The 25,007-nt window shown below is 50.0% G+C and carries 26 protein-coding genes and 2 pseudogenes; 21 read left to right on the forward strand and 7 right to left on the reverse strand.

Going from position 1 to position 25,007, the window contains the following annotated elements; translation table 11 throughout:
* Position 1 precedes the first annotated feature (1 nt).
* From ACESLK_RS06140 to abc-f, 4 genes are all read left to right on the forward strand, one after another.
* Complete coding sequence (locus ACESLK_RS06140) at positions 2-598, forward strand: MSMEG_1061 family FMN-dependent PPOX-type flavoprotein (RefSeq protein ID WP_372663544.1); 597 nt, start codon at positions 2-4, stop codon at positions 596-598.
* 6 nt (positions 599-604) lie between these two features.
* Positions 605-1,501, forward strand: coding sequence for a DMT family transporter (locus tag ACESLK_RS06145; protein ID WP_372663546.1), 897 nt, complete (start codon positions 605-607; stop codon positions 1,499-1,501).
* Positions 1,502-1,565: 64 nt separating this feature from the next.
* The gene (locus tag ACESLK_RS06150) at positions 1,566-1,709 is read left to right on the forward strand and encodes a hypothetical protein (protein WP_372663548.1); all 144 of its coding nucleotides are present in this window, start codon (positions 1,566-1,568) and stop codon (positions 1,707-1,709) included.
* A gap of 94 nt (positions 1,710-1,803) precedes the next feature.
* Complete coding sequence (abc-f, locus tag ACESLK_RS06155) at positions 1,804-3,723, forward strand: ribosomal protection-like ABC-F family protein (protein WP_372663550.1); 1,920 nt, start codon at positions 1,804-1,806, stop codon at positions 3,721-3,723.
* Positions 3,724-3,924: 201 nt separating this feature from the next.
* Here abc-f and ACESLK_RS06160 read toward each other — a convergent pair.
* The 3 genes and pseudogenes from ACESLK_RS06160 to ACESLK_RS06170 form a co-directional block, all read right to left on the reverse strand.
* Positions 3,925-4,101: pseudogene (locus ACESLK_RS06160) on the reverse strand (small acid-soluble spore protein H); the annotation flags it as partial.
* Between the two features lie 54 nt (positions 4,102-4,155).
* The gene (locus ACESLK_RS06165; protein WP_372663552.1) at positions 4,156-4,488 is read right to left on the reverse strand and encodes a spore coat protein; all 333 of its coding nucleotides are present in this window, start codon (positions 4,486-4,488) and stop codon (positions 4,156-4,158) included.
* Positions 4,489-4,502: 14 nt separating this feature from the next.
* The gene (locus ACESLK_RS06170; protein WP_372663554.1) at positions 4,503-4,808 is read right to left on the reverse strand and encodes a ferritin family protein; all 306 of its coding nucleotides are present in this window, start codon (positions 4,806-4,808) and stop codon (positions 4,503-4,505) included.
* Between the two features lie 194 nt (positions 4,809-5,002).
* On the opposite strand from ACESLK_RS06170, the gene ACESLK_RS06175 reads away from it, so the two are divergent.
* The 4 genes from ACESLK_RS06175 (at position 5,003) to ACESLK_RS06190 (ending at position 7,912) form a co-directional block, all read left to right on the forward strand.
* On the forward strand, positions 5,003-5,953 hold the full coding sequence (locus tag ACESLK_RS06175) for a ring-cleaving dioxygenase (RefSeq protein ID WP_372663556.1): 951 nt from the start codon (positions 5,003-5,005) through the stop codon (positions 5,951-5,953).
* Complete coding sequence (locus tag ACESLK_RS06180; RefSeq protein ID WP_372663558.1) at positions 5,950-6,567, forward strand: alpha/beta hydrolase; 618 nt, start codon at positions 5,950-5,952, stop codon at positions 6,565-6,567. Before ACESLK_RS06175 ends, ACESLK_RS06180 begins: the two co-directional genes overlap by 4 nt.
* Entirely contained in the window at positions 6,564-7,175 is a 612-nt protein-coding gene (locus ACESLK_RS06185; RefSeq protein WP_372663699.1) for a flavin reductase family protein, read from the forward strand. The genes ACESLK_RS06180 and ACESLK_RS06185 overlap by 4 nt, the downstream gene beginning before the upstream one ends.
* A 365-nt stretch (positions 7,176-7,540) precedes the next feature.
* On the forward strand, positions 7,541-7,912 hold the full coding sequence (locus ACESLK_RS06190; protein WP_372663560.1) for an ArsR/SmtB family transcription factor: 372 nt from the start codon (positions 7,541-7,543) through the stop codon (positions 7,910-7,912).
* Between the two features lie 10 nt (positions 7,913-7,922).
* On the opposite strand, the gene ACESLK_RS06195 is transcribed toward ACESLK_RS06190, so the two are convergent.
* From ACESLK_RS06195 to ACESLK_RS06205, 3 genes and pseudogenes are all read right to left on the reverse strand, one after another.
* Entirely contained in the window at positions 7,923-8,471 is a 549-nt protein-coding gene (locus tag ACESLK_RS06195) for an MFS transporter (RefSeq protein WP_372663701.1), read from the reverse strand.
* Positions 8,472-9,089: an MFS transporter gene (locus ACESLK_RS06200; RefSeq protein ID WP_372663562.1), complete on the reverse strand. Its 618-nt coding sequence runs from the start codon at positions 9,087-9,089 to the stop codon at positions 8,472-8,474.
* 202 nt (positions 9,090-9,291) lie between these two features.
* A pseudogene (locus ACESLK_RS06205) lies at positions 9,292-9,622 on the reverse strand (winged helix-turn-helix transcriptional regulator).
* Between the two features lie 262 nt (positions 9,623-9,884).
* Between ACESLK_RS06205 and ACESLK_RS06210 the strand changes: the two are divergent.
* The 13 genes from ACESLK_RS06210 (at position 9,885) to ald (ending at position 23,688) form a co-directional block, all read left to right on the forward strand.
* On the forward strand, positions 9,885-11,423 hold the full coding sequence (locus tag ACESLK_RS06210) for a sodium-dependent transporter (protein WP_372663564.1): 1,539 nt from the start codon (positions 9,885-9,887) through the stop codon (positions 11,421-11,423).
* Between the two features lie 2 nt (positions 11,424-11,425).
* The gene (locus ACESLK_RS06215; protein ID WP_372663566.1) at positions 11,426-11,530 is read left to right on the forward strand and encodes a MetS family NSS transporter small subunit; all 105 of its coding nucleotides are present in this window, start codon (positions 11,426-11,428) and stop codon (positions 11,528-11,530) included.
* Between the two features lie 38 nt (positions 11,531-11,568).
* On the forward strand, positions 11,569-12,384 hold the full coding sequence (locus ACESLK_RS06220; protein ID WP_372663568.1) for a sugar phosphate isomerase/epimerase family protein: 816 nt from the start codon (positions 11,569-11,571) through the stop codon (positions 12,382-12,384).
* Positions 12,385-12,700: 316 nt separating this feature from the next.
* The gene (locus tag ACESLK_RS06225) at positions 12,701-13,480 is read left to right on the forward strand and encodes an ABC transporter ATP-binding protein (RefSeq protein WP_372663570.1); all 780 of its coding nucleotides are present in this window, start codon (positions 12,701-12,703) and stop codon (positions 13,478-13,480) included.
* 3 nt (positions 13,481-13,483) lie between these two features.
* Positions 13,484-14,296 carry an ABC transporter permease gene (locus ACESLK_RS06230; protein ID WP_372663572.1) on the forward strand — a complete coding sequence of 271 codons (813 nt, stop codon included), beginning with the start codon at positions 13,484-13,486 and terminating at the stop codon, positions 14,294-14,296.
* Positions 14,296-15,144, forward strand: a complete 849-nt coding sequence (locus ACESLK_RS06235) for an ABC transporter permease (RefSeq protein WP_372663574.1) — start codon at positions 14,296-14,298, stop codon at positions 15,142-15,144. The genes ACESLK_RS06230 and ACESLK_RS06235 overlap by 1 nt, the downstream gene beginning before the upstream one ends.
* Positions 15,145-15,161: 17 nt before the next feature.
* Positions 15,162-16,256, forward strand: a complete 1,095-nt coding sequence (locus ACESLK_RS06240) for an ABC transporter substrate-binding protein (RefSeq protein WP_372663576.1) — start codon at positions 15,162-15,164, stop codon at positions 16,254-16,256.
* Positions 16,257-16,264: 8 nt separating this feature from the next.
* On the forward strand, positions 16,265-17,563 hold the full coding sequence (gene codA, locus ACESLK_RS06245) for a cytosine deaminase (RefSeq protein WP_372663703.1): 1,299 nt from the start codon (positions 16,265-16,267) through the stop codon (positions 17,561-17,563).
* A gap of 40 nt (positions 17,564-17,603) precedes the next feature.
* Positions 17,604-18,719 (forward strand): ABC transporter substrate-binding protein, encoded by a 1,116-nt coding sequence (locus tag ACESLK_RS06250; RefSeq protein WP_372663578.1) that lies wholly within the window; start codon positions 17,604-17,606, stop codon positions 18,717-18,719.
* A gap of 77 nt (positions 18,720-18,796) precedes the next feature.
* Positions 18,797-19,678, forward strand: a complete 882-nt coding sequence (locus ACESLK_RS06255) for a nitrilase-related carbon-nitrogen hydrolase (protein ID WP_372663580.1) — start codon at positions 18,797-18,799, stop codon at positions 19,676-19,678.
* 35 nt (positions 19,679-19,713) lie between these two features.
* Positions 19,714-21,174: a CoA-acylating methylmalonate-semialdehyde dehydrogenase gene (locus ACESLK_RS06260; RefSeq protein WP_372663582.1), complete on the forward strand. Its 1,461-nt coding sequence runs from the start codon at positions 19,714-19,716 to the stop codon at positions 21,172-21,174.
* Positions 21,098-22,579, forward strand: coding sequence for an aspartate aminotransferase family protein (locus ACESLK_RS06265; RefSeq protein ID WP_372663584.1), 1,482 nt, complete (start codon positions 21,098-21,100; stop codon positions 22,577-22,579). Before ACESLK_RS06260 ends, ACESLK_RS06265 begins: the two co-directional genes overlap by 77 nt.
* Positions 22,576-23,688, forward strand: a complete 1,113-nt coding sequence (ald, locus tag ACESLK_RS06270; RefSeq protein ID WP_372663586.1) for an alanine dehydrogenase — start codon at positions 22,576-22,578, stop codon at positions 23,686-23,688. The genes ACESLK_RS06265 and ald overlap by 4 nt, the downstream gene beginning before the upstream one ends.
* Here the strand turns inward: ald and ACESLK_RS06275 are convergent.
* Positions 23,624-24,964 (reverse strand): PucR family transcriptional regulator, encoded by a 1,341-nt coding sequence (locus ACESLK_RS06275; RefSeq protein WP_372663588.1) that lies wholly within the window; start codon positions 24,962-24,964, stop codon positions 23,624-23,626. The two genes, ald and ACESLK_RS06275, sit on opposite strands and share 65 nt — an antisense overlap.
* Between the last annotated feature and the right edge of the window lie 43 nt (positions 24,965-25,007).

The raw sequence follows: 25,007 nt of genomic DNA on the forward strand, positions 1-25,007 counted from the left end.
ATTGACGGATGCTTTATGGAAGCAAGACACCGTAACTAACGCGGAAAATCTGCGGGCCATGATGGAAGACCCTCACGAGTCCGTAATAAAAAAGACGGTTTCCCAAATCGATCCCCATATCGAAAATTTTTTGTCGATGTCGCCGCTGTTTTTACTGGCTACTTCCGCTGCGACTGGCAAGGCGGACGTCTCTCCGCGAGGGGATGGCCCCGGATTCGTGAAGGTGTTGGATAAGCAGAGGATCGTTTTTCCGGACCGCCCGGGAAACCGTCGAATCGATTCCATGCTGAATATCATTGAAAACCCGCAAATCGGCATGATTTTCATCATACCGGGCATGGACGAAGTATTGCGGATAAACGGACGAAGCATCATTACCCGCAATAAGGAGTTTATAGCAAGCCAACAATGGAACGGCAAGACCACCGGACTTGCAGTTGTCGTCGAGGTAGAGGAATGCTTCATCCACTGTCCGCGCGCATTCAAGCAGGCTGGCCTGTGGAATCCGGACAATTGGCCGACCAAGGAAGAGCAGCCATCCATCATCGAGATGTTCAAGGCTCATTTGCTTATTAACGGCTACAAGAAGGGCGAGTAACCGCACATGTCCTGGCGAATAGTTCTTCTCATTATACTGGTTACAGTCATTTGGGGTTATACATGGTCGGTAATCAAAATAGGCTTGGTCGATATTCCGCCGTTTTTTTATGCTGCGCTGCGCCTCATCATCGGAGCGCTGCCTTTATTCGCGCTTCAGCTTCTATTCCGCAAAAGGTGGATCCCCGCTCGAAAGGAATGGGGAAAAATCGCGGTTATGAGTCTCTTCATGTCGGTTGGTTATTTCGGGCTGCTGACCTACGGGATGCAATTTGTCAGCTCGGGGAAAGCGTCGATTCTGGTGTTTTTCATGCCGATCGTCGTATGCGTTCTGGCGCGATTCGTCCTCCGGGAAAGCTTAACTGTCATGAAAACGATCGGTCTGAGCTCGGGAGTAACCGGGCTTCTTTTCATTATTGGGCCGCAGCTGCTTCATCCGGCAATGGATTCGGAGCTGCTAGGGCAATTGCTTATCGTCGGTTCCGCTGTGTGCTGGGCATGCGCCACCGTCATGAGCAAAAAATATTTTACGGGTCACGACATCATCGTGATGACGTCCTGGCAAATGTTGCTCGGAGGAGTCATATTGCTTGGGATCGCCGGGCTGACAGAGCCCATTGACAGCGTCCGATGGACGCTGCCTGGAGTTAGTTCTCTGCTGTTTACCGGAGTATTCTCCTCGGCAATTGCTTTCGTGGCATGGTTCCATATTGTTAATCGAATTGAAGCGTCGCTGGCTTCCATTGCGCTTATGATGGTTCCGGTTCTGGGTTTGCTGTTCGGCTGGCTTCAGTTGGGCGAGTCTGTTGCTTGGTCTAGCATAATCGGCGCACTATTTATATGCACGGGTATTTTGTTTGCATCTCTTAATCGACCTGAAGTCAATGATTTACGATCCGGTTGAAGTTGCAAGCCCAATATCTGGTATGTTATCCTCAAGTTAACGAATTTAAGGAGGTGAAGGTAGGATGAATCGAGAGTTGTTGAATAGCCAAATTAGCCGGCTGCCCATAGAGATGGCTGGCATCGTTCATGGCGTTGTGAATGGCGGGAAAGGTCTGTCCATTTATTCCCATACGGCGTCACAACTCACGAAAAGACTCCTACCTTAACCAGTACGGTTAAAGCCTAAGGGCGTAGGGAATTTTCCCTGCGTCCTTTTCTTATTTTCACGCGGTAGGGTCTTCAAATAGGAGGATCCATTTTATGTTAATGATCAATTGTCAAAATGTTAAAAAATATCACGGTGCACAGCTTATTCTTGAGGATGTTACCTTGGAAATTCACCAGGGGGAGAAGATCGGGTTGGTTGGCCGCAACGGAAGCGGCAAATCAACATTGCTTAAGCTGATTGCCAAGCTGGACAAACCGGATCAAGGTCAACTGACAGTGCGGAAGGATGCGCAAATCGGGTATCTCGAGCAAATACCGGCGGAGTTGGCGCAAGGAACTGTATACGAGGTGTTAGCCGCGGGGTATCGCGATTTACTTGCCTGCCGCACAGAGATGACCGAGCTTGAGATAGCCATGTCCGAACCGGAAATGGCTAATCCTCCGCAGCGGCTGGACGCTTTGCTTAAACAATATTCGGAGCTTCAGGAACGGTTTGAGCGTGAAGGCGGCTACGAACTGGATGCGAGAATAGACCAGGTGGCGAGTGGCCTGCAAATTGAGCGCGAGCGTTACGGAAGAACGTATGCCTCGTTGTCCGGTGGAGAGAAGACAAAGGTAGGCTTGGCTTCTCAGCTTATTTATAAGCTTGACGTGCTGCTTCTGGACGAACCGACCAATCATCTTGATTTGGCCGGGGTCGAATGGCTGGAAGATTATTTGAACAAGTATGCGGGGGCCTGCCTGATCGTGTCGCATGATCGTTATTTTCTCGACCTCGTCGTAACGAAAATCATTGAGCTGGAGGACGGGGAGTCCACCGCCTATCATACGAATTACACCAAATACGTCGTAGAGAAAGAAGCGCGGATGCTGCAGGAATTCGCCGATTTTCAAGAGCAGCAGAAAAAAATCAAGAAGATGAAAGAGACCATCAAGCAGCTGATAGAGTGGGGACGCGTCGGAGGGAACGAGAAGTTCTTCAGAAGAGCGGCCTCCATGCAGAAAGCGTTGGATAGAATGGAGAAGCTCAAGCGGCCTGCTGTTGATCTCAAGGGAGCCGAATTTGATTTGAACCCCACCGGCCGGTCAGGACGAAGAGTCGTGGAGTTCGACGGCGTAAGCAAGAAGTACGGAGGTTTCACGGTGCTCGATAAAGCCGCAGGTTTGTTGGAATACGGAGAAAAGGTCATGATGGTCGGAGGCAATGGATCCGGTAAAACGACCCTATTGAAGCTCATCCTCGGAGAAGAGCAAATAGACGAAGGGGACCTGAGTCTCGGTTCACGGGTGAGTGTGGGTTACTTGGCACAGCAGGAATACCCGGATGAACCTAAGAAAACAGTGCTAGAGTACTTTAGGAAGGAAGCGGGTCTCGAAGAAGGGGAAGCCCGTTCCCGTTTAGCCGCTTATTTGTTCTATGGCGCGGATGTGTTCAAGTCCGTGAGTCAGCTGTCCGGAGGTGAATGGACGCGTTTAAGGCTGGCGGTACTTGTGTTACGGAAACCCAACTTGCTCATTCTGGATGAACCGACGAACCACATGGATATCGCCTCCAGAGAAGCGCTGGAGGAAGCGTTGGAGGAATTCCCGGGCACCCTATTGGCCGTAACCCATGACAGGTATTTGATTAATCGGCTTTCCCAGAAGATTTGGGAGTTGAATCAGGGCAAAATCACGGTCTTTTTAGGCGATTTTGATGCTTATAAGGAAAAGAGCCGGGAGTTTCGTTCCCAAAAGGGCAATAATCCATCGGGTAAAGAGACCTTCTCGGCGGGCGCTTCTCCTCAGCCAAAGAAACCGGAACGTTCCAAGAAAACGCTGAAAAACAGCCGGGATCAACTGGAGCTGGCGATTGCCGAAGAAGAGGAGAAGCTGCTCGCATTGGATATGTCCCTACAAGAACTGATTTCTAATCCCGGCGGTAGTAATCTTGCAGAAGTGTGGGCAGTCAGAGAGGCTGTCCAATCCCATTTGGACCAACTGTATGAGCTTTGGATGCGAAATGAAGGCTGACTCTTTGTTCGGATAATCGTTCGACCAAACCGACTGTTGAAGTAGAAGACATGAAGAAAACCTTAAAACAAAGGCGAATTTCCATTCAAACCGAATGAAAATTCGCCTTTGTTTATTAAAAGTACATTTCGCCGTTACTTATTCTATAGATCAAGGGAGCGGACAAAATCGAGCGACACCCTCGATATCTTGTTCTGGACCATTTTCCTGCAAATTGTGTATAGGAACCTCTTGTTCATTCTCCGGTTGGTCTAGAGGGTATATTCTAGCTGTTTCATTGTCTAAATCCACATGTTGGATATAAATGGAAGCCCCATTATAGGTTACATCCGCCATAACGGGGGAGACGGTAATTTCTTGAGCCCTTTGCTTGTTCATTTCAATGACCTCCAGGAGAAGGCCCATCCACATAGGAGAAGGCCTTCTCGTTCTTTAATGATAAGGAAACTGCGAGGAGTACCCGCTGAATTGCTGCTGTGCTTGCTGAAGCTTCTGCTGCTCTTCGGCTTCGAGCTTATACCAGCCGTTCTGGAACATCAGGTTATAAAGGTCGCGGCAGCTATTGTGCGTCTCGTTCAGAATCAGCTGTAAATCGGCATGAAGTTGTTCGTGGCTAGCCTCTCGTACAGCGATATTAAGACTGTCGGTCAAGTATTTGCACGTACTGAGGCCATCGTTAACGAAATCCCGATCATTCATTTCCGGTCCTTTGACTTGCGGCAATTGCGCGGATTGCGGATTGGCGATTTGATTTTGATTAGGCACCATCGAAGACTCCCTTACTGTAAATTTTGTTGTGTCTGCTGCGGCTTAGGTAAATTGGCCATAGCTGTATTGTTGTCTACTTGCAGATGGGTAAGCAGCTTTTGGTAATGCTGCTGATGCATTTGCCCCGCTTTATCGAGAGCTTGCTTAATTTGGGGATTCACAGCTTGACCAGCAAAAAAATGAAACTTCTTAAAGGCATCTAATTCCCAAGATAACGCATCTTTAAGATAAAGAAGATCTTTCGTCGTAATGACGCGTGGCGGAACAGGAATAGGTACTTGGGTCTGCTGAGCAGGCTGAGTCATTGTACTTGTCATAAAGGAGCTCCTTTGTCGTAAAGTCGGTACATTATAGAGTGTACAAAGAAGGGCTGAATATCTCGTGGTAGGAAGCAGAAATTAATTGGGAATATTATTTGTTGACATTTAGCTTAAATTAAAGTATCTTAAATTTAAGATATTAAATAAACCATAATAATTACGAAAAATTAATAAAAAGGAGATTGATCCAAATGAAACAACAAACAGCAGGAATACACCACATAACAGCATTCGTAAGAAATGCCCAGGAAACCGTCGATTTTTACTCTGGAGTGCTTGGGCTTAGGCTCGTGAAAAAAACAATCAATTTCGATGCACCTGAGGTTTATCATCTTTACTTTGGCAACGAAGGAGGAAGTCCCGGTACAATTATTACCTTCTTCCCATGGGTAAACTCACGTAAAGGCCGTATTGGGGCTGGGCAGGTAGGTGTGACCACATATATCATTCCCGTGGGCTCTCTTGATTTCTGGAAGGAGCGATTGAATAAATTAGGGCTTTCATATACAGCTGCAACACGGTTTAACGAGCAATATATTCAATTGGCGGATCCGGATGGTTTGTTGCTTGAGATTGTTGAACGTGAGGCAGGACCTCGAAGCGGGTGGACTTTCGGCGGAATACCGGTAGACAAAGCGGTTAAAGGCTTTGGAGGGGCTATTCTTTACAGTGCCGCGCCTGAGAAAACATCTAACGTGCTTGAGCAAGTGATGGGTCTTGAGAAGGTAGGAGAAGACGGGGGATATGCTCGGTTTCAAGCAACTGGAGATTTGGGCAATTTAATTGATGTCAACTTAACAGCTATGCCGTTTGGAGTGGGTGGAGCTGGTACTGTTCATCATATTGCATGGAGAGCTAAGGACGATGAGGATCATGCCAATTGGAGAAAAGCAGTAGAGGAAAGCGGATTGCAGCCAACTCCAATCATTGACCGCCAATACTTTAATGCGATATATTTCCGAGAGGAAGGCGGTATACTGTTTGAGATTGCGACAGATCCTCCGGGGTTCGCGCGAGATGAGCCTGCGGATACGATGGGGGAGAAGCTGATGCTGCCGGAGTGGTTTGAAGCGAATCGCACTCAGATCATAGCAGGATTACCACCCATTCAAGTCAGAGTCTTGGAGGCTGATCAATCATGAAGCATATTTTCAAGCAAGGAACGAATAAGAATGCACCGGTGCTAGTGCTGCTCCATGGAACGGGAGGAACAGAGAACGACCTTCTGCCCCTTGCGGATCGAATATCTCCGGAGTCATCTGTGCTTAGCATCCGAGGTAATGTCCTCGAGAATGGCATGCCTCGATACTTCCGTAGATTGGCTGAAGGGGTGTTCGATGAAGAGGATCTAATCTTCCGTACAAAGGAGTTGAGCGATTTCCTCGATCAAGCCGCGGAGAAATACGGATTTGACCGTTATAATCTCGTCGCGATCGGATACTCTAATGGTGCAAACATTGCTGGAAGTCTCCTATTTCACTATCAGGGCTCGCTCAAGGGAGCTATTCTGCATCATCCGATGGTGCCAAGGCGGGGGATCAAGCTGCAGGATCTATCAGGGGTGCGGATCTTTATTGCGGCAGGTGACAATGATCCGATCTGCGTACCTCAGGAAACAGAGGATCTTATTTCGCTATTAAAAGATGCGGGTGCGAATGTGTCTGTTCATTGGGAGAAATTCGGCCATCGGTTAACCGCTTCCGAAGTGGAAGCTGCGGCAGTTTGGTACGATACACATTTCAAGGTGCTGTCATGATCTCCATCGACCCGGCAAGCCAAAACGAGAGGGATAACTATAAGCTTCTAATCGGGAGTATTATTCCAAGACCCATCGCTTTCGTAACGACACTATCGCCGGGTGGAGTTCTTAATGCCGCTCCTTATAGCTACTTTAATATCGTTGCCGCTAATCCGCCGTTGATTTCGATATCCGTGCAACGGAAAAATGGTCAGCGAAAAGATACCTCAAGGAATGCGGTAGAGAACGGAGCCTTCGTTGTTCATATCTCCGATGAGTCATACATTAGGCAAATTAACGAGACGGCAGCCAGCCTGCCCCCCGAGGAGAGCGAGGTCGCCCTCGCTGGATTAACGCCAATCGCGAGTGAGAAGATTGGTATACCTGGGATAGCCGAGGCTAGAATACGTATGGAATGTGTCCTTGAGCATGCCATACCCCTAGGGGGAGCGGAAGATTCTCCGGCCTGCGACTTATTGATCGGACGAATTGTCTGCTTTCATATAGATGAAGCCTTGTATGAGAACGGTCATATTGATCCCGTATTGCTTAAGCCGGTGAGCCGACTTGCCGGGAGCAGCTACTCCAAGCTAGGTGAAATTTTTGAGATTGATCGTCCTAATTGAATATGACAGCCATGCAGAAGCAGGCGCCCGGAATTGGTTATGACCATTTGCGGGCGCTTTTTTTAAAAAAATTATCACTTTATTTCTCGAAAATGACCCGGTTACTTGGGAATAAAGCTGCGTTTGCAGCATGAACAAGCATAATCCGAGTCTTATTGTCGATATCCCTTTGGCTCAGGGACATACCTGTTCGAGATGTACTTCAGCTCCTGAGCAAAGGGGATATCGTCATAAAGGGTGCCGCACCAATGCTGGGATGCGGATAAGGTAACGGAATTCGGAGAAACGCATGCGCTTGTACGCGAACGGGAGCCAGGGATGGGGCGGACTTGCAAAGTCACTCGGTTCCTATGTCGAGGCCTGATATGGCGGCGCCATTACCAAAGCATGATGTGTTCCAAGCAATTGCAGATCCAACACGGCGCGGACTCCTCCGATTGCTGGTGGATCAGGAGATGCCGGTTACGGTTATCAGCAGCCATTTCCCGATGACCCGTACTGCGGTATCCAAGCATCTGCGCATTTTAGCCGAAGCAAGGAAAGTAGGTCGAGAAACAAGGTATCGGCTCGATGCAGATCCTTTAATAGAGATGAAGCGCTGGTTAGCCTTCTATGAGCATTACTGGGAGAACAAGATGGTCGCTCTCAAGAGGTATGTCGAAGGCCATTCTGCGGAAGAAGAGCTGGCCATCGCTCCACTCGAAATAGTCGACGTCAGGCCTAGGATATTCCCTTGACAGCATGCCTTTAAGCTGTAACGGCCTGCATCCTTCTGTTCTTCTGGAAGGAGACAACTGCTGCAGTGAAAGCTATAAGCAGTGCGGCGCTCGCCACCCACGGATTGTACAAGACAGTCCCGTTTAATGTGACAGCCATGCCCCCAACGCCCGCACCGGTCGCTAGACCGACCTGCGTCACGGAAACGTTCAGGCTTATGATGAGATTGGACGACTGCGGTGCTTTCTCAATGAAGTAGGTCTGTGTAGCGGGACCCATAATGAACATGGACATGATCCATAGGGATAAGAGTGCAATGGCAAGCGGGAATGATTGGATAGCCACGGGCAGCAGGGCGAGCGTAACGACATGAACAATCATGCTGGTGATCATCATCCGCACACTTCCCCATTTATCGACAGCTGAGCCGCCAATACGGGAGCCGATTGCCCCGGCAATTCCGAGTGTCAGCATGATGATCCCAATGTCGGAAGCGCTTCGGTGCAGGATCGTGTCTAGAAAGGAAGTTAAATACGTGAACATGACGGAATTGCCGGCTTCTCTGAACAGGACAAGCAGTCATGCGAACAGAATAACCGGATTCGCAAGTACGGTGAAATGTCGGCTGAACGGAACGGGGGCGTCCCCTTCGATCTCCGGCAGCATGAACGCCATGCCGATCAGGATGATGAGACTGCCGGAAGCTAGGAAAAGGAAGATCATCTGCCAGCTGAACATATCGGTAAGCGCAATTCCGATCGGTACCCCAAGAATCATGGCACTGCTGAAGCCAAGAATGATCGTGCCGATTGTGCTGCCGATTTTCTCAGGCGGGACCATCTTGGCAGCCGCGCTGAAGGCGGCTACCAGCAAGACGCCGGAGCTCACACCCAGTATGATTCGAGAGACGATCAGCAGGGTAAAGCTGGAGCTGGCGAACGAGACGAGATTGCCGATGATGAAGACAAGCATAGCGAGAAGCAGCAGCTTTTTCCGTCCCATTCTCGCTGTCAGCGTCACGACAACCGGAGTTCCAATTGCGAACGCGAGCGAATAGACGGTAATAAGCTGACCAGCAAGAGCGACAGAGACATGCATCTGGTTGGCTAACACATTCAGAATGCCTGCCACGACCAGTTCAGAAGTAGCTGTGAAGAAGACAGCTATCGTTAAAATGTAAATGACAATACGATTCATAGGTTATCAATCCCTTTCTCTCGTGTATTAACTGGATTATAATCAAGTAACTTTCATAAAGTAAGAACGCAAAGTGTTTGGACATCATCCATCTATCTGGATCAACTAACTTTAAGTAAGTGTAAAATCTCGTATATCCAAGACAAAAAACCGCTTAGGGATTGATTTCACCTAGCGGTTTTAGTGATATTGCACTATTTGTTTATGATGTTTTGCCAGTGGATTCAATTGTCTGCATCGGATTGCCCCACTTCTGTACCCATTTGTCCATTTCCTTCAAAGCCGCTTGAAAATCTGTGCCCTTCTCCGTCAATGACCTTGCGTAACACGAGACCGTTCTTCTCCAGATGGCGGAGCGTATCGGTAAGGGATTGGGTCTTGACGATGGAAATATTCCGCTGAAGTCGATTGAACCGCTGCGGTCCGTTAAGCAGTTCTTCAAGAACGAGGAAAGCCCATTTGGCACCTAGAATTTGCAGCACTTCGCAGTGCTGGAGCCGGCTTTCTCTTTGCAGTTGTTGTTCTGGCTGGATTGATCGGCCACTCCTCCTTGCCTAAGGAATTACCTTTTTATTCCTCTATTATGATCCTGCGCTTTTACGCATGTCAATCCAAGAATGCCTTCTAGCCATGCAACTGTTACTTCTTTTTTCAAGTCTAGCAAGGTTATTGAGGAGTATGCGCAAGACTTTTTTACTGAATGCAAGTGTATAAATTACCATTGCCAAGCGCATAAATATCATGTGATAATAGGAATTTAAGCGCTTTCATAAATATGGAAAAGGAGGACAGTTAATGGAACGACGTGAACAGTGGGGCACCAGAGCAGGTTTCATATTGGCTGCAGTCGGCTCGGCGGTCGGTTTAGGAAATATCTGGAGGTTCCCGTACGTAGTATACGAAAATGGCGGAGGGGCATTCTTAATCCCTTATTTCTTCGCATTATTAACGGCAGGAATTCCGATCCTCTTGCTGGAGTTTGGAATCGGACGGACAGGCAGAGGGTCCGCTCCTTTATCGTTGAGCAAGCTATCCCGCAAGTTTGAATGGCTCGGCTGGTGGCAGGTACTGATTTGTTTCGTTATCACAACCTACTATGTAGCGATTGTTGCGTGGGCGGTCAGCTATTTCTTCTACTCGTTCAACTTAAATTGGGGAGAAGATACGAAAGCTTTCTTATTCGGTACATATTTGGGTATCCCCGATGATGCCGTAACGGCGTCGGGTTGGAATTTAGGAGGCATACAGTGGCACATTCTGCTCCCCTTAGTCGCGGTCTGGGCAGGAACCTATTATGTGCTGATTCGCGGCGTAAAGAAGGGGATTGAACGAATAAGCAAAATTTTCATGCCGCTCCTGTTTGTTCTCATGATTATGATTGTCATCCGTGCAGTAACGCTGCCGGGGGCGGCTGTAGGTTTAGATCACCTGTTCACCCCCGATTTCGGCAAAATTTTGCCGGGTTTTCTAGGCGGCACAAATCCGGAATGGTATAGCGTATGGATAGCCGCGTATGGGCAAATATTCTTCAGTCTTTCGATCGCGTTTGCTATTATGGTCACCTATAGCAGTTATATCGACAAGAAACAGGACGTCAACAACAGCGGCTTTATAATGGCTTTCAGCAACTGCGGATTCGAATTTCTTGCCGCAATCGGCGTATTCGCAGCGATCGGCTTTATGGCAGTATCCTCAGGCAGCGAAGTGAAGGACGTGGCCGCCTCAGGGGTAGGTCTCGCTTTTGTTGTATTTCCGAAAATCATTAACGCTTTCCCCGCATTTAACGGTGCGTTCGGAGCGCTCTTTTTCTTGTCGCTCGTCATTGCCGGTTATACATCGTTGATCTCCATCGTTGAAGTATTGATAGCATCCCTGATGGATAAATTCCGATTAAGCCGAAAGGCGGCCGTGAATGGGGTGGTCGGCGTTTGCGCGTTCGTGAGTATCGTTTATACAACCGGTGCCGGTATCGTGCTGCTGGATATCGTAGACCATTTCATTAATAACTTCGGAATCGTTATTGCCGGTCTGTTTGAAGTGATCCTTGTCGGCTGGTTCGCTAACATAACGCGCATTCGGGAAGAGAATAATCTGGTATCCGAATTCCGTGTAGGCACCTGGTGGAACGTCATGATTATGGGCGTGACTCCGCTCGTATTGCTTTTCATGTCCTTCAAAAATTTTCAGTTAGAATTCACGAAAGCATACGAGGGATACCCGTTTCATGCGCTGCTTACATTTGGATGGATTTTGGTTGGCGCAACGTTGTTGATCGCGTTCCCGCTTGCATACATGTTCAAATGGAAAACAGATATTAAACAGGAGGGATTCTGAGCATGAGCGGAGCGGCGATCGGCATGTTTCTGTTCGGGGCGGTCTTGTTATGGGGCGGACTCGCTCTTACGATTACTATAGCAGTTAAGAAAAGTAAAAAAACATAACCCCTATAGATTAAGAGTTTATTCGGGAGGTTGATGGGATGCAGATCGGGATTTTGGCTCACTTGCTCGGTCAATTACCCTATGATCAGCTAGCTTCCAAGGTGGCTGATCATGGCATTCGTCATGTACAGCTTGCCTTATGGAAGGCTATTAGCGGGTACGACTTCACTAAGCCGGGTTGCTTAAGCACCGGATTAGCTGGAACCATTGGAGAAGCTTTCGATAAGCGGGGAGTATCTATTTCGGTGCTTGGCTGCTACTTACATCTGTTCGATCGAGATGTCGAGCAGCGACGATTGAACATAGAGAGATTCAAGGAGCTGCTTCGCCATGCGAGGGACTTCGGCTCCTCGATAGTCGCTGCCGAAACCGGCTCCCCCTGGCATGGGGTGTATTCCGACGAAGAGTGGAACGTGTTGAGGAGTACGATTGAGGAATTGGCGGAGGAAGCGGAGAAGTGGGGAGTATACGTCGGTCTGGAGGCGGCGGGCGGCCATCTCATCGATACGTCTGCAGCTCTGAATCGAATGCTGGAGGAGGTTCCTTCAGCCCGTATCGGCGTGGTGATGGATCCCGGCAACCTTCTTACCCCGACTAACTTTGTTAGGCAGGATGAAGTAATTGAGGAAGCTTTCCGCCTGCTTGGGGATCGTGTTATTGCGGGACATGCGAAGGACCGGTTCTTGTCACTAGATGGACAGCTCCTTGTAGGTGCTGCCGGTACCGGCCAGATGAATTACAAGTTATATACGCAGCTGATCAAGAAATATTGCCCGGACATACCGCTTATTATGGAAGAGGCTGGCGAAGGGCAGATTATGGCTGCCAAGGGATTCTTGGAGGATTTGAGATAGTACGTTTGCTCGATGGTTTGGCGGAAATTCAGATGGACCTCTTGGCTAAGGGGTCTATTTTTTTATGCTGAGTTCAACCCCTCCAATTGAAACTCATTCGATGTAACATAACCTAACAACGGTGTTGGTTTACATAGACAGAATGACACGAAAAACCCATTTCCGTTTTACTCTTTGTCTAATGAAACGAAGTCTTTCAAGGACTATGATGTATATAAACATAACATTAACGCAATAAAAACCTAATGATTTCCTTTCACGTAATATAAATTAACACGACTTTCCTGCAACGAGTTGTATATTAAGGGGGATGGAAATGGCTATGACAACGAGATTTCCCGAAATTGAGTTGGCAGAAATCGGCATGCGATATCCGTCGAATGCTGCCGAAGTCGTTGCCCTGCAGAATGTTAGCATGGACATTGCCAAGGGGGAGTTCGTTTCTCTTCTGGGACCTTCCGGTTGCGGGAAGACGACGCTGCTTCGGTTAATGGCGGATTTGATTCAGCCTACAAGCGGTTCGATCAAGGTGGCGGGCAAGACGGCCAAAGAAGCGAGGCTGGCCCAGAAATACGGCATAGTATTTCAAAACCCTGTCTTATACGACTGGAGAAAGGTTGAAGCCAATATTATGCTTCCTCTGGAGATGATGGGAGTCAAGAAGGCTGAACGCGAGAAGAAGGCTGCGGAGCTGCTTGGATTAGTCGGCCTGCAAGGATTCGGCGACAAGTATCCTTGGCAGTTAAGCGGAGGTATGCAGCAGCGTGTCGCCATCGCGCGGGCATTATCGATGGAACCCGAAATTCTGCTGATGGATGAACCGTTCTCTGCACTCGATGAATTCACGAGAGAACGTTTAAACGAAGAGCTGCTGTCGATCTGGAGCCAAGTGAAGAATACCGTTGTTTTCGTCACACACAGCATTTCGGAGTCGATATTCTTATCTGACAGGGTATTCGTACTCTCGCCTCACCCGGGAAGATTATCCTCTATCGTAGACATACCGCTCCCGAGGCCGCGCACCAAGGAAATGAGAAACAGTCCGGAGTTTTTCGGACTCATTGCGCAAATTCGCGGCAGCTTTGAAGGAGTGTAGCGGATGAAAGGATACAGAATCCTTCGGCAGGGCCGACTTTTACCGACAGCCGTTTGGGGGCTTGGATTGTTTGTCCTATGGGAGACCATCTCTTGGTATTTATTGAATGTGCGAGAAGTTCCGCTAGCTCAGTCTAAGCTGCCCTATGTACATGAAGTGCTTAGCACCTTCGCCCATTATGGAAGCACGTTGGCGCGCGAGGGCGGTGTGACCTTCGGCAATGCGGGCTTAGGGTTTCTGCTGGGTGCGGCTGGAGGAGTTTTATTGGCAGTTCTGATGAGTGTATCCAAATGGGTGGAGCGTCTTACTTTTCCTTACGCTGTCGCTTCCCAAATGATTCCAATCCTCGGTCTCGCACCCATTCTGTATGGAATCGTTCGTGATGAGCAGCTGGCACGAATTCTGATTGCCGGGTATATTACCTTCTTCCCCGTATCGATAAACATGCTAAGGGGTTTGAGAAGCGTAGAGATTTCCGCATTGGAACTTATGTACTCGTATGCTGCTAAACCTTGGACCGTCTATTGGAAGTTACGTCTTCCCGCGTCGCTGCCTGGATTATTCAGCGGACTGAAGATTGCCGCGCCTCTCGCGGTGACAGGAGCAATATTGGTTGAGTTGATGGGTGCGCAGCATGGAATTGGAGTTATTATGCTGCGTAATTTGTATTATGGACCCTCTAATACTTACATGTTCTGGTCCACGGTACTCGTGGGAGCTCTGCTCGGGATCATCAGTTACTTGCTTATGAGCGCAATCGAGAGGCTTGCGGCACCTTGGCAGCCGGAATTTCGCGCTAAAGGGGGTGACCGGTGATGGAACGGAATTTGGCAAGGGAAAGTCCGGTAATGTTAGCTGCCCCAGAGATCAACAAAAGAAAGGTACGCTGGCGGCAACAAGCGGGATGGGTTATCCGAATAGCGTTGCCTCTCTTAGCGGGTGTATTGTTCCTCCTGGCATGGGAGAAGCAGCTGTTCCACCGGATGCTCGACTTGAAGATTTATCAGTTGCCGCTTCCATCGGCCATTGCAGAAGCGATGAAGGAAAATCGTGAGCTACTTCTGTCCTATACCCGATATACGCTTACGGAAGCGGTATGGGGAATGTTGGCGGGGTCGGCGGCTGGGTTCCTCATTGCTCTAGTTGCAACAGCTTGGCCAAGATGGGGTTCGGGAAGTCTTCTGCTTGCCGCATCCTTGAACGCGGTGCCGATTGTAGCTTTGGCGCCGATCATGAACCTGTGGTTCGGTGATGGAATGGGCTCCAGAGCGGCGATTGTAATGGCGGCGACGATGGCTGCTATGGCCATCAATGCCCATAAGGGAATGAGAATGGTCGATCCGTTATCGCTGGAACTTATGCATTCTTATGCGGCCAAGAAACGTGAAGTATTCCTTTACTTAAGAATTCCGAACAGCCTGCCTTATGTCTTTACCGCTCTCAAAATCAACACGACGGCAAGTATGATTGGGGCCATTGTAGGTGAATTTTTCGTATCCTCCCGCGGTCTGGGGTACCTGCTTTCTAATTCCATCAAAGTGGCCAAAATGCCTTTGGGCTGGTCATGCATCGTCATGGCTGCCCTTGCCGGCGTCCTGTTCTATTTAATCGTGGAACGGCTGGAGAAGGTGTTCATTAAATGGCATCCATCACAAAGGACTTAATCCAAGGAGGCAGGAGAATGAAAAGGCAACGATACACGGTTAAAAAGGGACTGGCGGTCATGGGAATGGTGAGTTTTCTGTTGCTTATCTTATCCGGATGCGGCGGGAGATCCGATAATGCGGGAGCGGATAGTGCCGCATCTCCTGCGGGAACAGACCAACCCTCATCCGCTTCTTCGCAGCCGATTCAAGTTAAAATTCAGCTGAGTTGGGTGCCGCAGGCGGAATTTGCCGGTTTTTACGTGGCCAAAGCAAAGGGCTTCTATGAAAAAGAAGGACTTGATGTGGAAATCATCCCCGGCGGGCCGGATATCGTTCCGGAGCAGCAGGTGGCCAATGGAACAGCTCAATTCGGCGTCAACCTAGTAGGGAGCTTATTGTCCCATATCGAACAAGAGGTGCCTTTAATTCAAGTCGGACAAATTTTCCAGGATACCAGCATGGTTCTTCTTTCTAAGAAGGATTCGGGAATTGACAGTCCGGAAGACTTTGCAGGTAAAAAAGTCGGGAACTGGATGGGCGGGAATGAATATGAGGTTCAGGCGCTCTTCTCCAAATATGGCCTTGACCCGATGAAGGATTTGGAGTTTATCAAGCAAGGCTTTACGATGGACCAGTTCTTGAACGGGGATTTGGATGTGGCTACAGCAATGATTTATAACGAGTACCACGTCGTATTGAATAGCGGCATTAAGCCGGAGGACCTGAACGTCTTTAATTTGGACGAATTAGGGGTAGGCATGCTGCATGACAACCTTTTCGTAAGCAAAGAGTGGTTATCGGACAATGAAGAGACGGCCGTCAAGTTCATCCGCGCAACCTTAAAGGGATGGAAGGATGCCATAGAAGATCAAGAAGGAGCTGCGGACATTGTCATGGATGTCGTGGAAGATGGAAGCTCATCGCGTGAACATCAGCTGACCATGATGAAAGAGGTAGGCAAGCTGGTTCAACCCGAAGGGTTCCCGGCCGATCAAATTGGCTTTACGAACAAGGACCGATTTACTTTGACGGCAGATATTGCTCTGAAATTCGGCGTCATTAAGAAAGCTGCAGATGTGTCCTCTGCTTATACGAATGAGATCATTCAAAAAGCTGTCGAGGGAATGTGAGTATGGAGCTGTTGGTCCGGCATGCGCGGTTGTCAGGGCGTGCGGAGCTTTGCCAGATTGCCGTGAATAAAGGAAAGATCGCGGCCATTCAAGCTGAGGACGAATGTTCTGCTCCCCTTATTCCGCGAGATCGGTTCGAAACCGTGATCGATGCGGAAGGGTTGCTTGTTCTTCCTCCCTATGTGGAGTCACATATCCATCTGGATTCGGTATTAACGGCGGGAGAGCCGCGCTGGAATGAGAGCGGGACCTTATTCGAAGGCATTCAAATCTGGATGGAGCGCCAAGCGCTTCTAACGGAAGAGGATGTTCGGGAGAGGGCGACAGTGGCTCTGAAATGGCTGGCCAGCCAAGGCGTGCTCCATGTCCGGACTCATGCAGATATATGCGATCCCCAATTGACCGCTCTCAAGGCTCTCCTAAGGCTTAAGGAAGAGGTTCGCTCCTGGGTGAACATACAGATTGTAGCCTTTCCGCAACAAGGAATTTGTTCTTATCCCAGAGGCGCAGAGCTGCTCGAAGAGGCGTTGAAGCTCGGAGCTGACGTCGCAGGGGCCATTCCTCACTTTGAATACACGCGGGAGGATGGGCTGAATTCCCTGAATATTCTGTTTGAGTTAGCTCAAAAGCATAACAAATTGATCGATGTGCATTGTGACGAGATTGATGATGAGCATTCCCGATTTGTGGAGGCGCTGGCTGCCTTAGCTTATAGAACGGGGATGAGGGAAAGGGTCACGGCCAGTCATACGACAGCGATGCACTCTTATAGTAACGCTTATGTTTCCAAGCTAATGAGACTCCTGAAGCTTTCCGGAATGAACTTTGTTGCCAATCCGTTGGTTAATACTCATCTGCAGGGCAGGTTCGACACCTATCCGAAACGCCGGGGGATGACGCGGATCAAGGAACTGATTGAAGCGGGACTTAATGTGAGTCTGGGGACGGACTGCTTCTCGGATCCGTGGTATCCCCTGGGGAACGGCAACATGCTCCAAGTGGCCAACATGGCTTTGCATGTAGGGCATATGACAGGGCGCGAAGAAATTCCGCTCGGCGTTCATATGGTGACGGAGGGAGGAGCAAGGACCTTGCATCTCCAGGAGAGATATGGAATTGAGGAAGGAAAATCGGCCGATTTTATTGTGGTCGACGGTAAAGATCCCATGGAGCTTATACGACGGATGCCCGTAACACGGTACGTGGTTTACCGGGGGAAATTAATTGCATCTACACATCCGGCAAAGGCGCAGCTCCATATTGGAGAAACAGCGGAGTCGATCGTATACGACAACCCTCGGCTTTGATCGAAACAATCCATTTTGGAACATGAAGGGGAGAATATCAATGAAGAACAGACAGTGGATTAAAAAGGGTGCGGGTTTGGCGGTTTTTATTTCGATCATCGTGACAATTTTGGCTGCATGCGGAAGTAATAACAATAACGCGCCCGCGTCGGCTTCGCCTAGCGAATCATCGTCTGCACCAGCTTCAAGCGCATCGGCGAGCGAATCGCCATCGGAGTCGGCAACCGCCGAGCCGGTTAAGGTCAAGCTGCAGCTGAAGTGGGTTCCACAGGCACAATTTGCGGGTTACTTTGTCGCGATGGACAAAGGGTATTACGAAGCAGAAGGGTTGGATGTCGAGATTCTGCCCGGAGGACCGGATATCGTTCCAGAGCAGCAGGTTGCGAGCGGAGCGGCGGATATCGGCGTCGACTGGGTAGCGAGCTTGCTGGCACATCAGGAGCAGGGGCTGCCGTTAGTAGAAATATCGCAAATTTTTCAGCGAAGCGGATTGGTGCTCGTTTCTAAGAAAGCTGCGGGAATTGCCGCACCGGCCGACATGAAAGGCAAGAAAATCGGTAACTGGATGGGCGGCAATGAATTCGAAATTCTCGCCTTATTCGATAAATATAAGCTCGACCCGAACAAAGACCTGAATTTCACCAAGCAGGGCTTTACGATGGATCAATTCCTGACCGGGGAAATCGATGCGGCTTCCGCGATGACGTACAACGAATATCAGGTTGTGCTTGAGCAGGGTATTCCGGCGGCGGACCTGAACGTCATCGATATGAATGCCGAAGGCGTCGCCATGCTGGAAGACAATCTGTTCGCTAACAGAGAGTGGCTGGCAGCCAACAAAGAAACGGCAGCGAAGTTTGTTCGTGCTTCCTTGAAGGGCTGGAAGGACGCCATCGCTGATCCGGCTGCTGCCGTAGACAGTGTTATGAAAGAAACGGAGGAAGGCAGCACATCCAGAGAGCATCAGCTGAAGATGATGGAGGAAGTGGCTAAGCTGATCCTCCCCGAGGGCTTCGACGCCTCGAAGATGGGCTACATCGACGATGCCATGTTTAAGCAAACGGCCGAAATCGCGTTCAAATTCGGTGTCATTAAAAAAGAAGCGGATCTTACGCAAGCTTATACGAATGAAATCGTGGAAATGGCCATGAAATAGAAAGAGAGAAGAAAAAGGAAAGGGATGGCTTCAGATAAGAGGAAGCCATCCTTTCCTTCAACGGGAGGCTGCAGGGTATGGACACGGTAACGATTGGGCTTATCCAAGCCAGTCATGACGTACACGGAGACGAGTCGGTTGAGTTTCACAAATCGCAAGCGATCGCCAAACATCTGAAGCTTGTGCGCGAAGCGAAAAGCAGGGGTGCTCAAATCGTGTCGCTGCAGGAAATATTCTACGGCCCTTATTTTTGCGCGGAGCAAACGACGAAATGGTACGAAGCGGCAGAGGAAGTGCCGGGCGGTCCCACAACGAAGCTTTTTCAGGAGTTGGCTAAGGAGCTTGGCATCGTCATTGTTTTACCGGTATATGAACGGGAGGGTATTGCTTCTTATTACAATACCGCGGCGGTCATCGATGCGGACGGGGCTTATCTGGGTAAATATCGGAAGCATCATATTCCGCATGTCGGAGCTGGAAATAACGGCTGCGGATTTTGGGAGAAGTATTATTTCAAGCCGGGCAATCTTGGATATCCCGTATTCCATACCGCTTATGCCAAAGTCGGCGTATACATTTGCTATGACCGTCATTTCCCGGAAGGAGCACGAGTGCTCGGCCTAAACGGTGCAGAAATCGTGTTTAACCCTTCCGCGACGGTATCGGGAACGTCCGAATACTTGTGGAAGCTGGAGCAGCCTGCCCATGCGGTAGCTAACGGGTATTATGTTGCGGCAATCAACCGCGTGGGCTTCGAAGCTCCTTGGAATATGGGAGAGTTTTACGGTCAGTCGTATCTGGTTGATCCGCGCGGCAGCTTTGTCGCTATAGGAGGGCGTGATCGGGATGAAGTGATCATTGGAGAAATGAATAAGTCGCTTATTCGCGAGGTGCGCGAAAGCTGGCAGTTCTATCGGGACCGGCGGCCTGAAACCTATGACGAGCTCACTCGGCTATAGCCTTGGATAAAAGCGAGATGGGGGCGATTGAATAAATGGAGGCAATAACAAGCGCCAAGCAGTTGAAAAATTATATTTGCGGTGAGTGGGTCGATTCAGGGGCTTCCGTCTTTGAAGAAGTTCTTAATCCTGCGACAGGCGAAGTATTGGCTTATGTGCCTTTGTCGGGTCGGGAGCAGCTGGATTGTGCCGTAGAGGCGGGCAATCGAGCTTACTCCGATTGGAGAAGAGTCGCCGTTCCTCGGCGCGCCCGTTACTTGTTCCGTTATCAGCAGCTGCTCATCGACAACTGGAAAGGGCTGGCGATGATCATTACGCGAGAGAACGGTAAAAGCTACGAGGAAGCTTACGGGGAAGTCCAGCGAGGAATCGAGTGTGTGGAGTTTGCGGCGGGAGCTCCGACTTTAATGATGGGAACCCAGCTGCCCGATATCGCGACCGGAGTCGAGTCGGGCATGTACCGCTATCCGATCGGCGTCATTGGGGGAATTACCCCGTTTAACTTCCCGATGATGGTCCCTTGCTGGATGTTTCCGCTGGCGGTTGCCTGCGGCAACACCTTTGTGCTGAAGCCTTCGGAGCGAACTCCATTATTGGTGAACAGGCTAGTGGAGCTGTTCGAGGAAGCGGGATTTCCGCCGGGCGTGCTTAATGTCGTTCACGGCGCGCACGAGGTGGTTAACGCCATGCTCGACAGCAACGGCATCAAGGCAATTTCCTTTGTAGGCTCACAGCCCGTGGCGGAATACGTGTATAAGAAGGGGACGAATAATGGCAAACGGGTACAGGCGCTTGCCGGAGCCAAAAATCATTCTATCGTCATGCCGGATGCGGATCTTGGCAATGCCGTGAAAAACATCATTTCCGCAGCATTTGGATCGGCCGGTGAAAGATGCATGGCCTGCTCGGTTGTCGTGGCGGTGGGAGAAATTGCGGATGAGTTGGTTGGCGGGCTTGTCCAAGCGGCGAATGAAATGAAGATTGGCAACGGCATGGATAAGAATGTATTTCTGGGTCCGGTTATCAGGCTTGCAAACAAAGAACGGGCTTTGGGTTATATCGAAAGCGGTGAACAAGAAGGCGCTTTACTCGCTCGCGATGGCAGGAAGGATCCGGAGACGAGCGGCGAAGGCTTCTTCATCGGACCGACGCTCTTCGACCAGGTCGAGCCGGGAATGAAAATATGGCAGGATGAAATATTTGCTCCGGTGCTGTCGATTATTAGGGCGGAAAATCTGGCGGAAGCCATATCGATCTCCAACCAATCGGAGTTTGCTAACGGAGCATGCATTTATACGGACAGCGCGAAGGCGATTCGAGAATTTCGCGAGGAGATGGATGCGGGAATGCTGGGAGTGAACCTCGGAGTACCTGCTCCTATGGCCTTTTTCCCTTTTTCGGGCTACAAGAAATCGTTCTATGGGGATTTGCACGCAAACGGGCGTGACGGAGTTGAATTCTATACCCGCAAAAAGATGGTTACAGCCCGTTATTAGCGGTTTAGCCACGGATAAGGAGTTGATCGCATTGTTTGATAGAAATCTAGATACGGCAGAGCTGCTAGCGAAAGACCGGCAATACGTCTGGCACAGCATGGTTTCCTATCATGCGAACAGCCAGCCCCTGATCGTAACAGGAGGAGAAGGCTCCTGGATTGTGGATTCAAACGGGGAGCGCTACTTGGATGCCATGTCGGGCTTGTATTGCGTGAATGTCGGTTATGGAAGGAAGGAGCTTGCCGATGCGGCTTACGAGCAGATGATGGCTTTGGCGTATTATCCATTGACGCAAAGCCATACGCCTGCCATCCGATTGGCGGAGAAGCTCAGCGAGTGGCTGGAAGGGGATTATGTCATCTTCTTCTCCAATAGCGGTTCGGAGGCGAATGAGGCAGCTTTCAAGATGGCTAGGCAGTACCAGCAGCAAATCGGCGAAAGCAGCCGTTATAAATTCATCTCGAGGTACCGTGCGTATCACGGAAGCTCGATGGGCGCGCTGTCTGCCACGGGGCAATCTCAGAGAAAGTACAAGTATGAGCCTCTGAGCGCGGGATTTCTGCATGTATGTCCGCCTGACAGCTACCGTAGGCCAGCTGGCCAGACCGTTGAACAATTTAATCTGTATTGTGCCCAAGCCATTGAGGATACGATCATTTGGGAAGGGGTGGAGTCCGTTGCCGGGGTCATTATGGAGCCTGTCATTTCGGGGGGCGGCGTCATTGTTCCCCATCAAGTTTACCTCGATCGGGTTCAGGAGATTTGCAATAAACACGGCGTGCTTCTGATCATTGACGAGGTTATCTGCGGATTTGGGCGCTCGGGCTTTAAATTCGGTTATCAGAATTTCAAGCTGAAGCCGGATATCGTCACGATGGCAAAGGGGCTGACCAGCGGATACCTCCCTTTATCCGCTACGGCGGTTCGCAAGGACATCTATGACCGGTTTAAGGATGAAGAAGACTACGGCTTTTTCCGTCATGTGAACACGTTCGGAGGTAATCCGTCGGCTTGCGCGCTTGCTCTAAAAAACCTGGAAATTATGGAGCGGGAAGGCCTTGTGGAGCGTTCGCGGATATTAGGCCAGCGCCTTGAAGAAGGAATGAAGCAGCTGCTTGATCATCCGCTTGTCGGGGACATTCGCAGCTTCGGTTTTCTGCTCGGGGTGGAGCTGGTAACGAACAAAGCAACGAAGGAGCCCGCCTCCGTGGACGCGGTCAAAAAAATCATCGGGCAATGTAAAGCGCGTGGTCTCATCATTGGTAAGAATGGCGATACGGCAGCGGGGTTTAATAACGTGTTAACCTTCTCTCCCCCTCTGTCCTCTACGGATGAGGACTTAGCATTTATTTTGTCTACGTTCACGGCTGTCATGAACGAGATTGGGGATGGGATGCCGGTATGATTATAGGAGTTCCGTGTGAAATCAAAAATAACGAGCGGCGTGTCGCGATGACACCTGCTGCTGTGAAAAGCTGCATAAAAGCGGGCCATGAGGTTCTGGTGGAGGCGGGTGCCGGCAAAGGGAGCGGCTTTGACAATGCCGAGTATAGGGATGCCGGCGCAAGTATTGTATTGGCGGCTGGAGAAGCGTGGGCGGCGGACCTTGTCGTTAAAGTTAAAGAGCCGCTGCAGGAGGAATATGGATTTTTCCGCTCCGGATTGATTCTCTACACTTTTCTTCATCTGGCGCCGCTGCCTGAGCTGACCCGTGCATTGGTAGAGTGCGGTGTAACGGCGATAGCCTATGAAACCATTCAGTTGGACAACGGAAGTTTACCTCTCCTGACCCCCATGAGCGAGGTTGCGGGGAGGATGTCCATCCAGCTGGGCGCCCGTTTCCTGGAAAGCGCCAGCGGCGGCAAGGGTATTCTGCTGGGCGGGGTTCCGGGGGTAGAGCCGGCGAAGGTAACCATTATCGGCGGCGGGATCGTCGGAGTGAATGCGGCCAAGATGGCGATTGGGCTCGGGGCGGACGTCACTCTGCTGGATATCAACCTAGACCGCTTGCGGGCGCTTGATGACGGATTTAACGGACGGCTTAAAACCGTCGTGTCTAACGAGGCAACGATAAAGGAGGCGGTTGGCAAAGCGGATTTGCTTATTGGAGCCGTATTGGTGCCCGGTGCACGCGCTCCTCGGTTAGTGACGGAGGAGATGGTGATGGCCATGCGTCCGGGATCGGTCATTGTCGATGTCGCCATTGATCAGGGGGGGTCGATAGAGACAATCGACCGGATTACGACCCATGATGTGCCGACCTACGAGAAGCACGGGGTTATTCATTACGCGGTAGCGAACATGCCGGGCGCCGTCGCGCGCACGTCGACAATCGCGTTAAACAATGTTACGGCTGCCTACGGCTTGCAAATCGCCAACAAGGGTTGCCGGCAGGCGGCTTTGGACAATCCCTCCTTAGCGAGAGGCATCAATGTTGCGGCCGGCCGGGTCACCTATCGAGCGGTTGCCGAAGAGCAAGGGTATGCACAGACGGATGTTTATTCTGTTCTGTAAGCTTCTCGGGATTGAGCAATTGGTAAGCCCGCAGGGCGACTTGGATGGAAATCCGATTTTCCACCGACAAGAAGTCTTCGCCTAACAGCTCCGCCATCTTTTCCAACCGGTAGTAAAGGGATTGCCGCACGATGAACAGCTTCTGCGCTGCAATCTGCTTGGAGCCGTCATGATCGAGATACACTTTAAGCGTGAGCAGCAGCTCGCTCCCTTTGGATAAATCATGATCGATCAACGGGCCTAGATAATGGCGGATGAAGGTTTGCAGCGTCTTACCGTCATTTAAGCTAAGCAGAAGCTGGAATACGCCAAGCTCTTCGTAGAACAGAACCGTTTTGTCGTAGCAAGAATACAGTGACAGTGCTTGTACTGCTTCTTGATAACTCGCATAAGCTTTCTTGAGCTGCAAGTGGGATCTTCCCACTCCGATTAATAGCTTCAAATCCTTCAGCCGCTCGTCCGGTCCGATGTCCTGAAGGGTTTCAAGCGCTTGCTGAAGCCTTATCTTGGTTGGTATCTTCGACTTCAGATCTAACGCAATGACGGCTAGCCGATTGTTCTTCAAGGTAATGAGCGGACGAAAACCATGTTTCTCGAAGGCGGCACGTAAAATCAGCGACAGATGCAGGCGGAACGATTCCCGTTCGTTCTCGGAAGGAATAGCGTTCGTCTCGTACAAATTTTCGATTTCAATGAGGCAGACGCGGTAGTTCAGCTCGTTGAGTCCTTTGAAATCGGGACCGATCAGGGCTTTGATCTGCTGCTCCTCGAGCCGTCCGCTTATAAGCTCATCAACCCAAAGATTTTCCGAGAAAAGTTTTCTTTCCTCCATATAACGGGTTCGCAGAAGCTCCTGCGCGATGGACAAAGAGGCGGATTCCATGAGCAAATACTCGTATTCTTGCGGCTTCCGCGGGCATGACATGATTAAATAAGCCCAGGTTTGCTCCAAAGCGCCAACCGGTTTCGATACTAGCGTGGAGTTTCCATATTCGTAGAGATCGGGAGCGGAATTCGTTTTAGGGCCGGATAACTCCTCCTCGCGTTCGCCAAGAAATTGCAGCATAGCTGCCTGTTGGTCCGGAGGTAAAGATGGGAAGAAAAGCGGGTTGCCTTGAAGCGGACGGTAAACGATTTGGTTTTGCGAGCTTTTGTGCAGCAGTCTCAATACGTTTGATGTGCCTTGGGCATGCAGGGTCAAGCGATAGAATTCCCGGGAGATGCTTTCGAGCTCTTGCAGCATCTTATGATGACGATTAATGATTAAGGAATGCAAATCCTGCGTGATATCGACGTAACGAACGGTGTGCGGAAATAAA

Origin of the sequence: Cohnella sp. (genome assembly GCF_041640265.1) — a bacterium.
In the GTDB taxonomy this organism is placed as follows: domain Bacteria; phylum Bacillota; class Bacilli; order Paenibacillales; family Paenibacillaceae; genus Cohnella.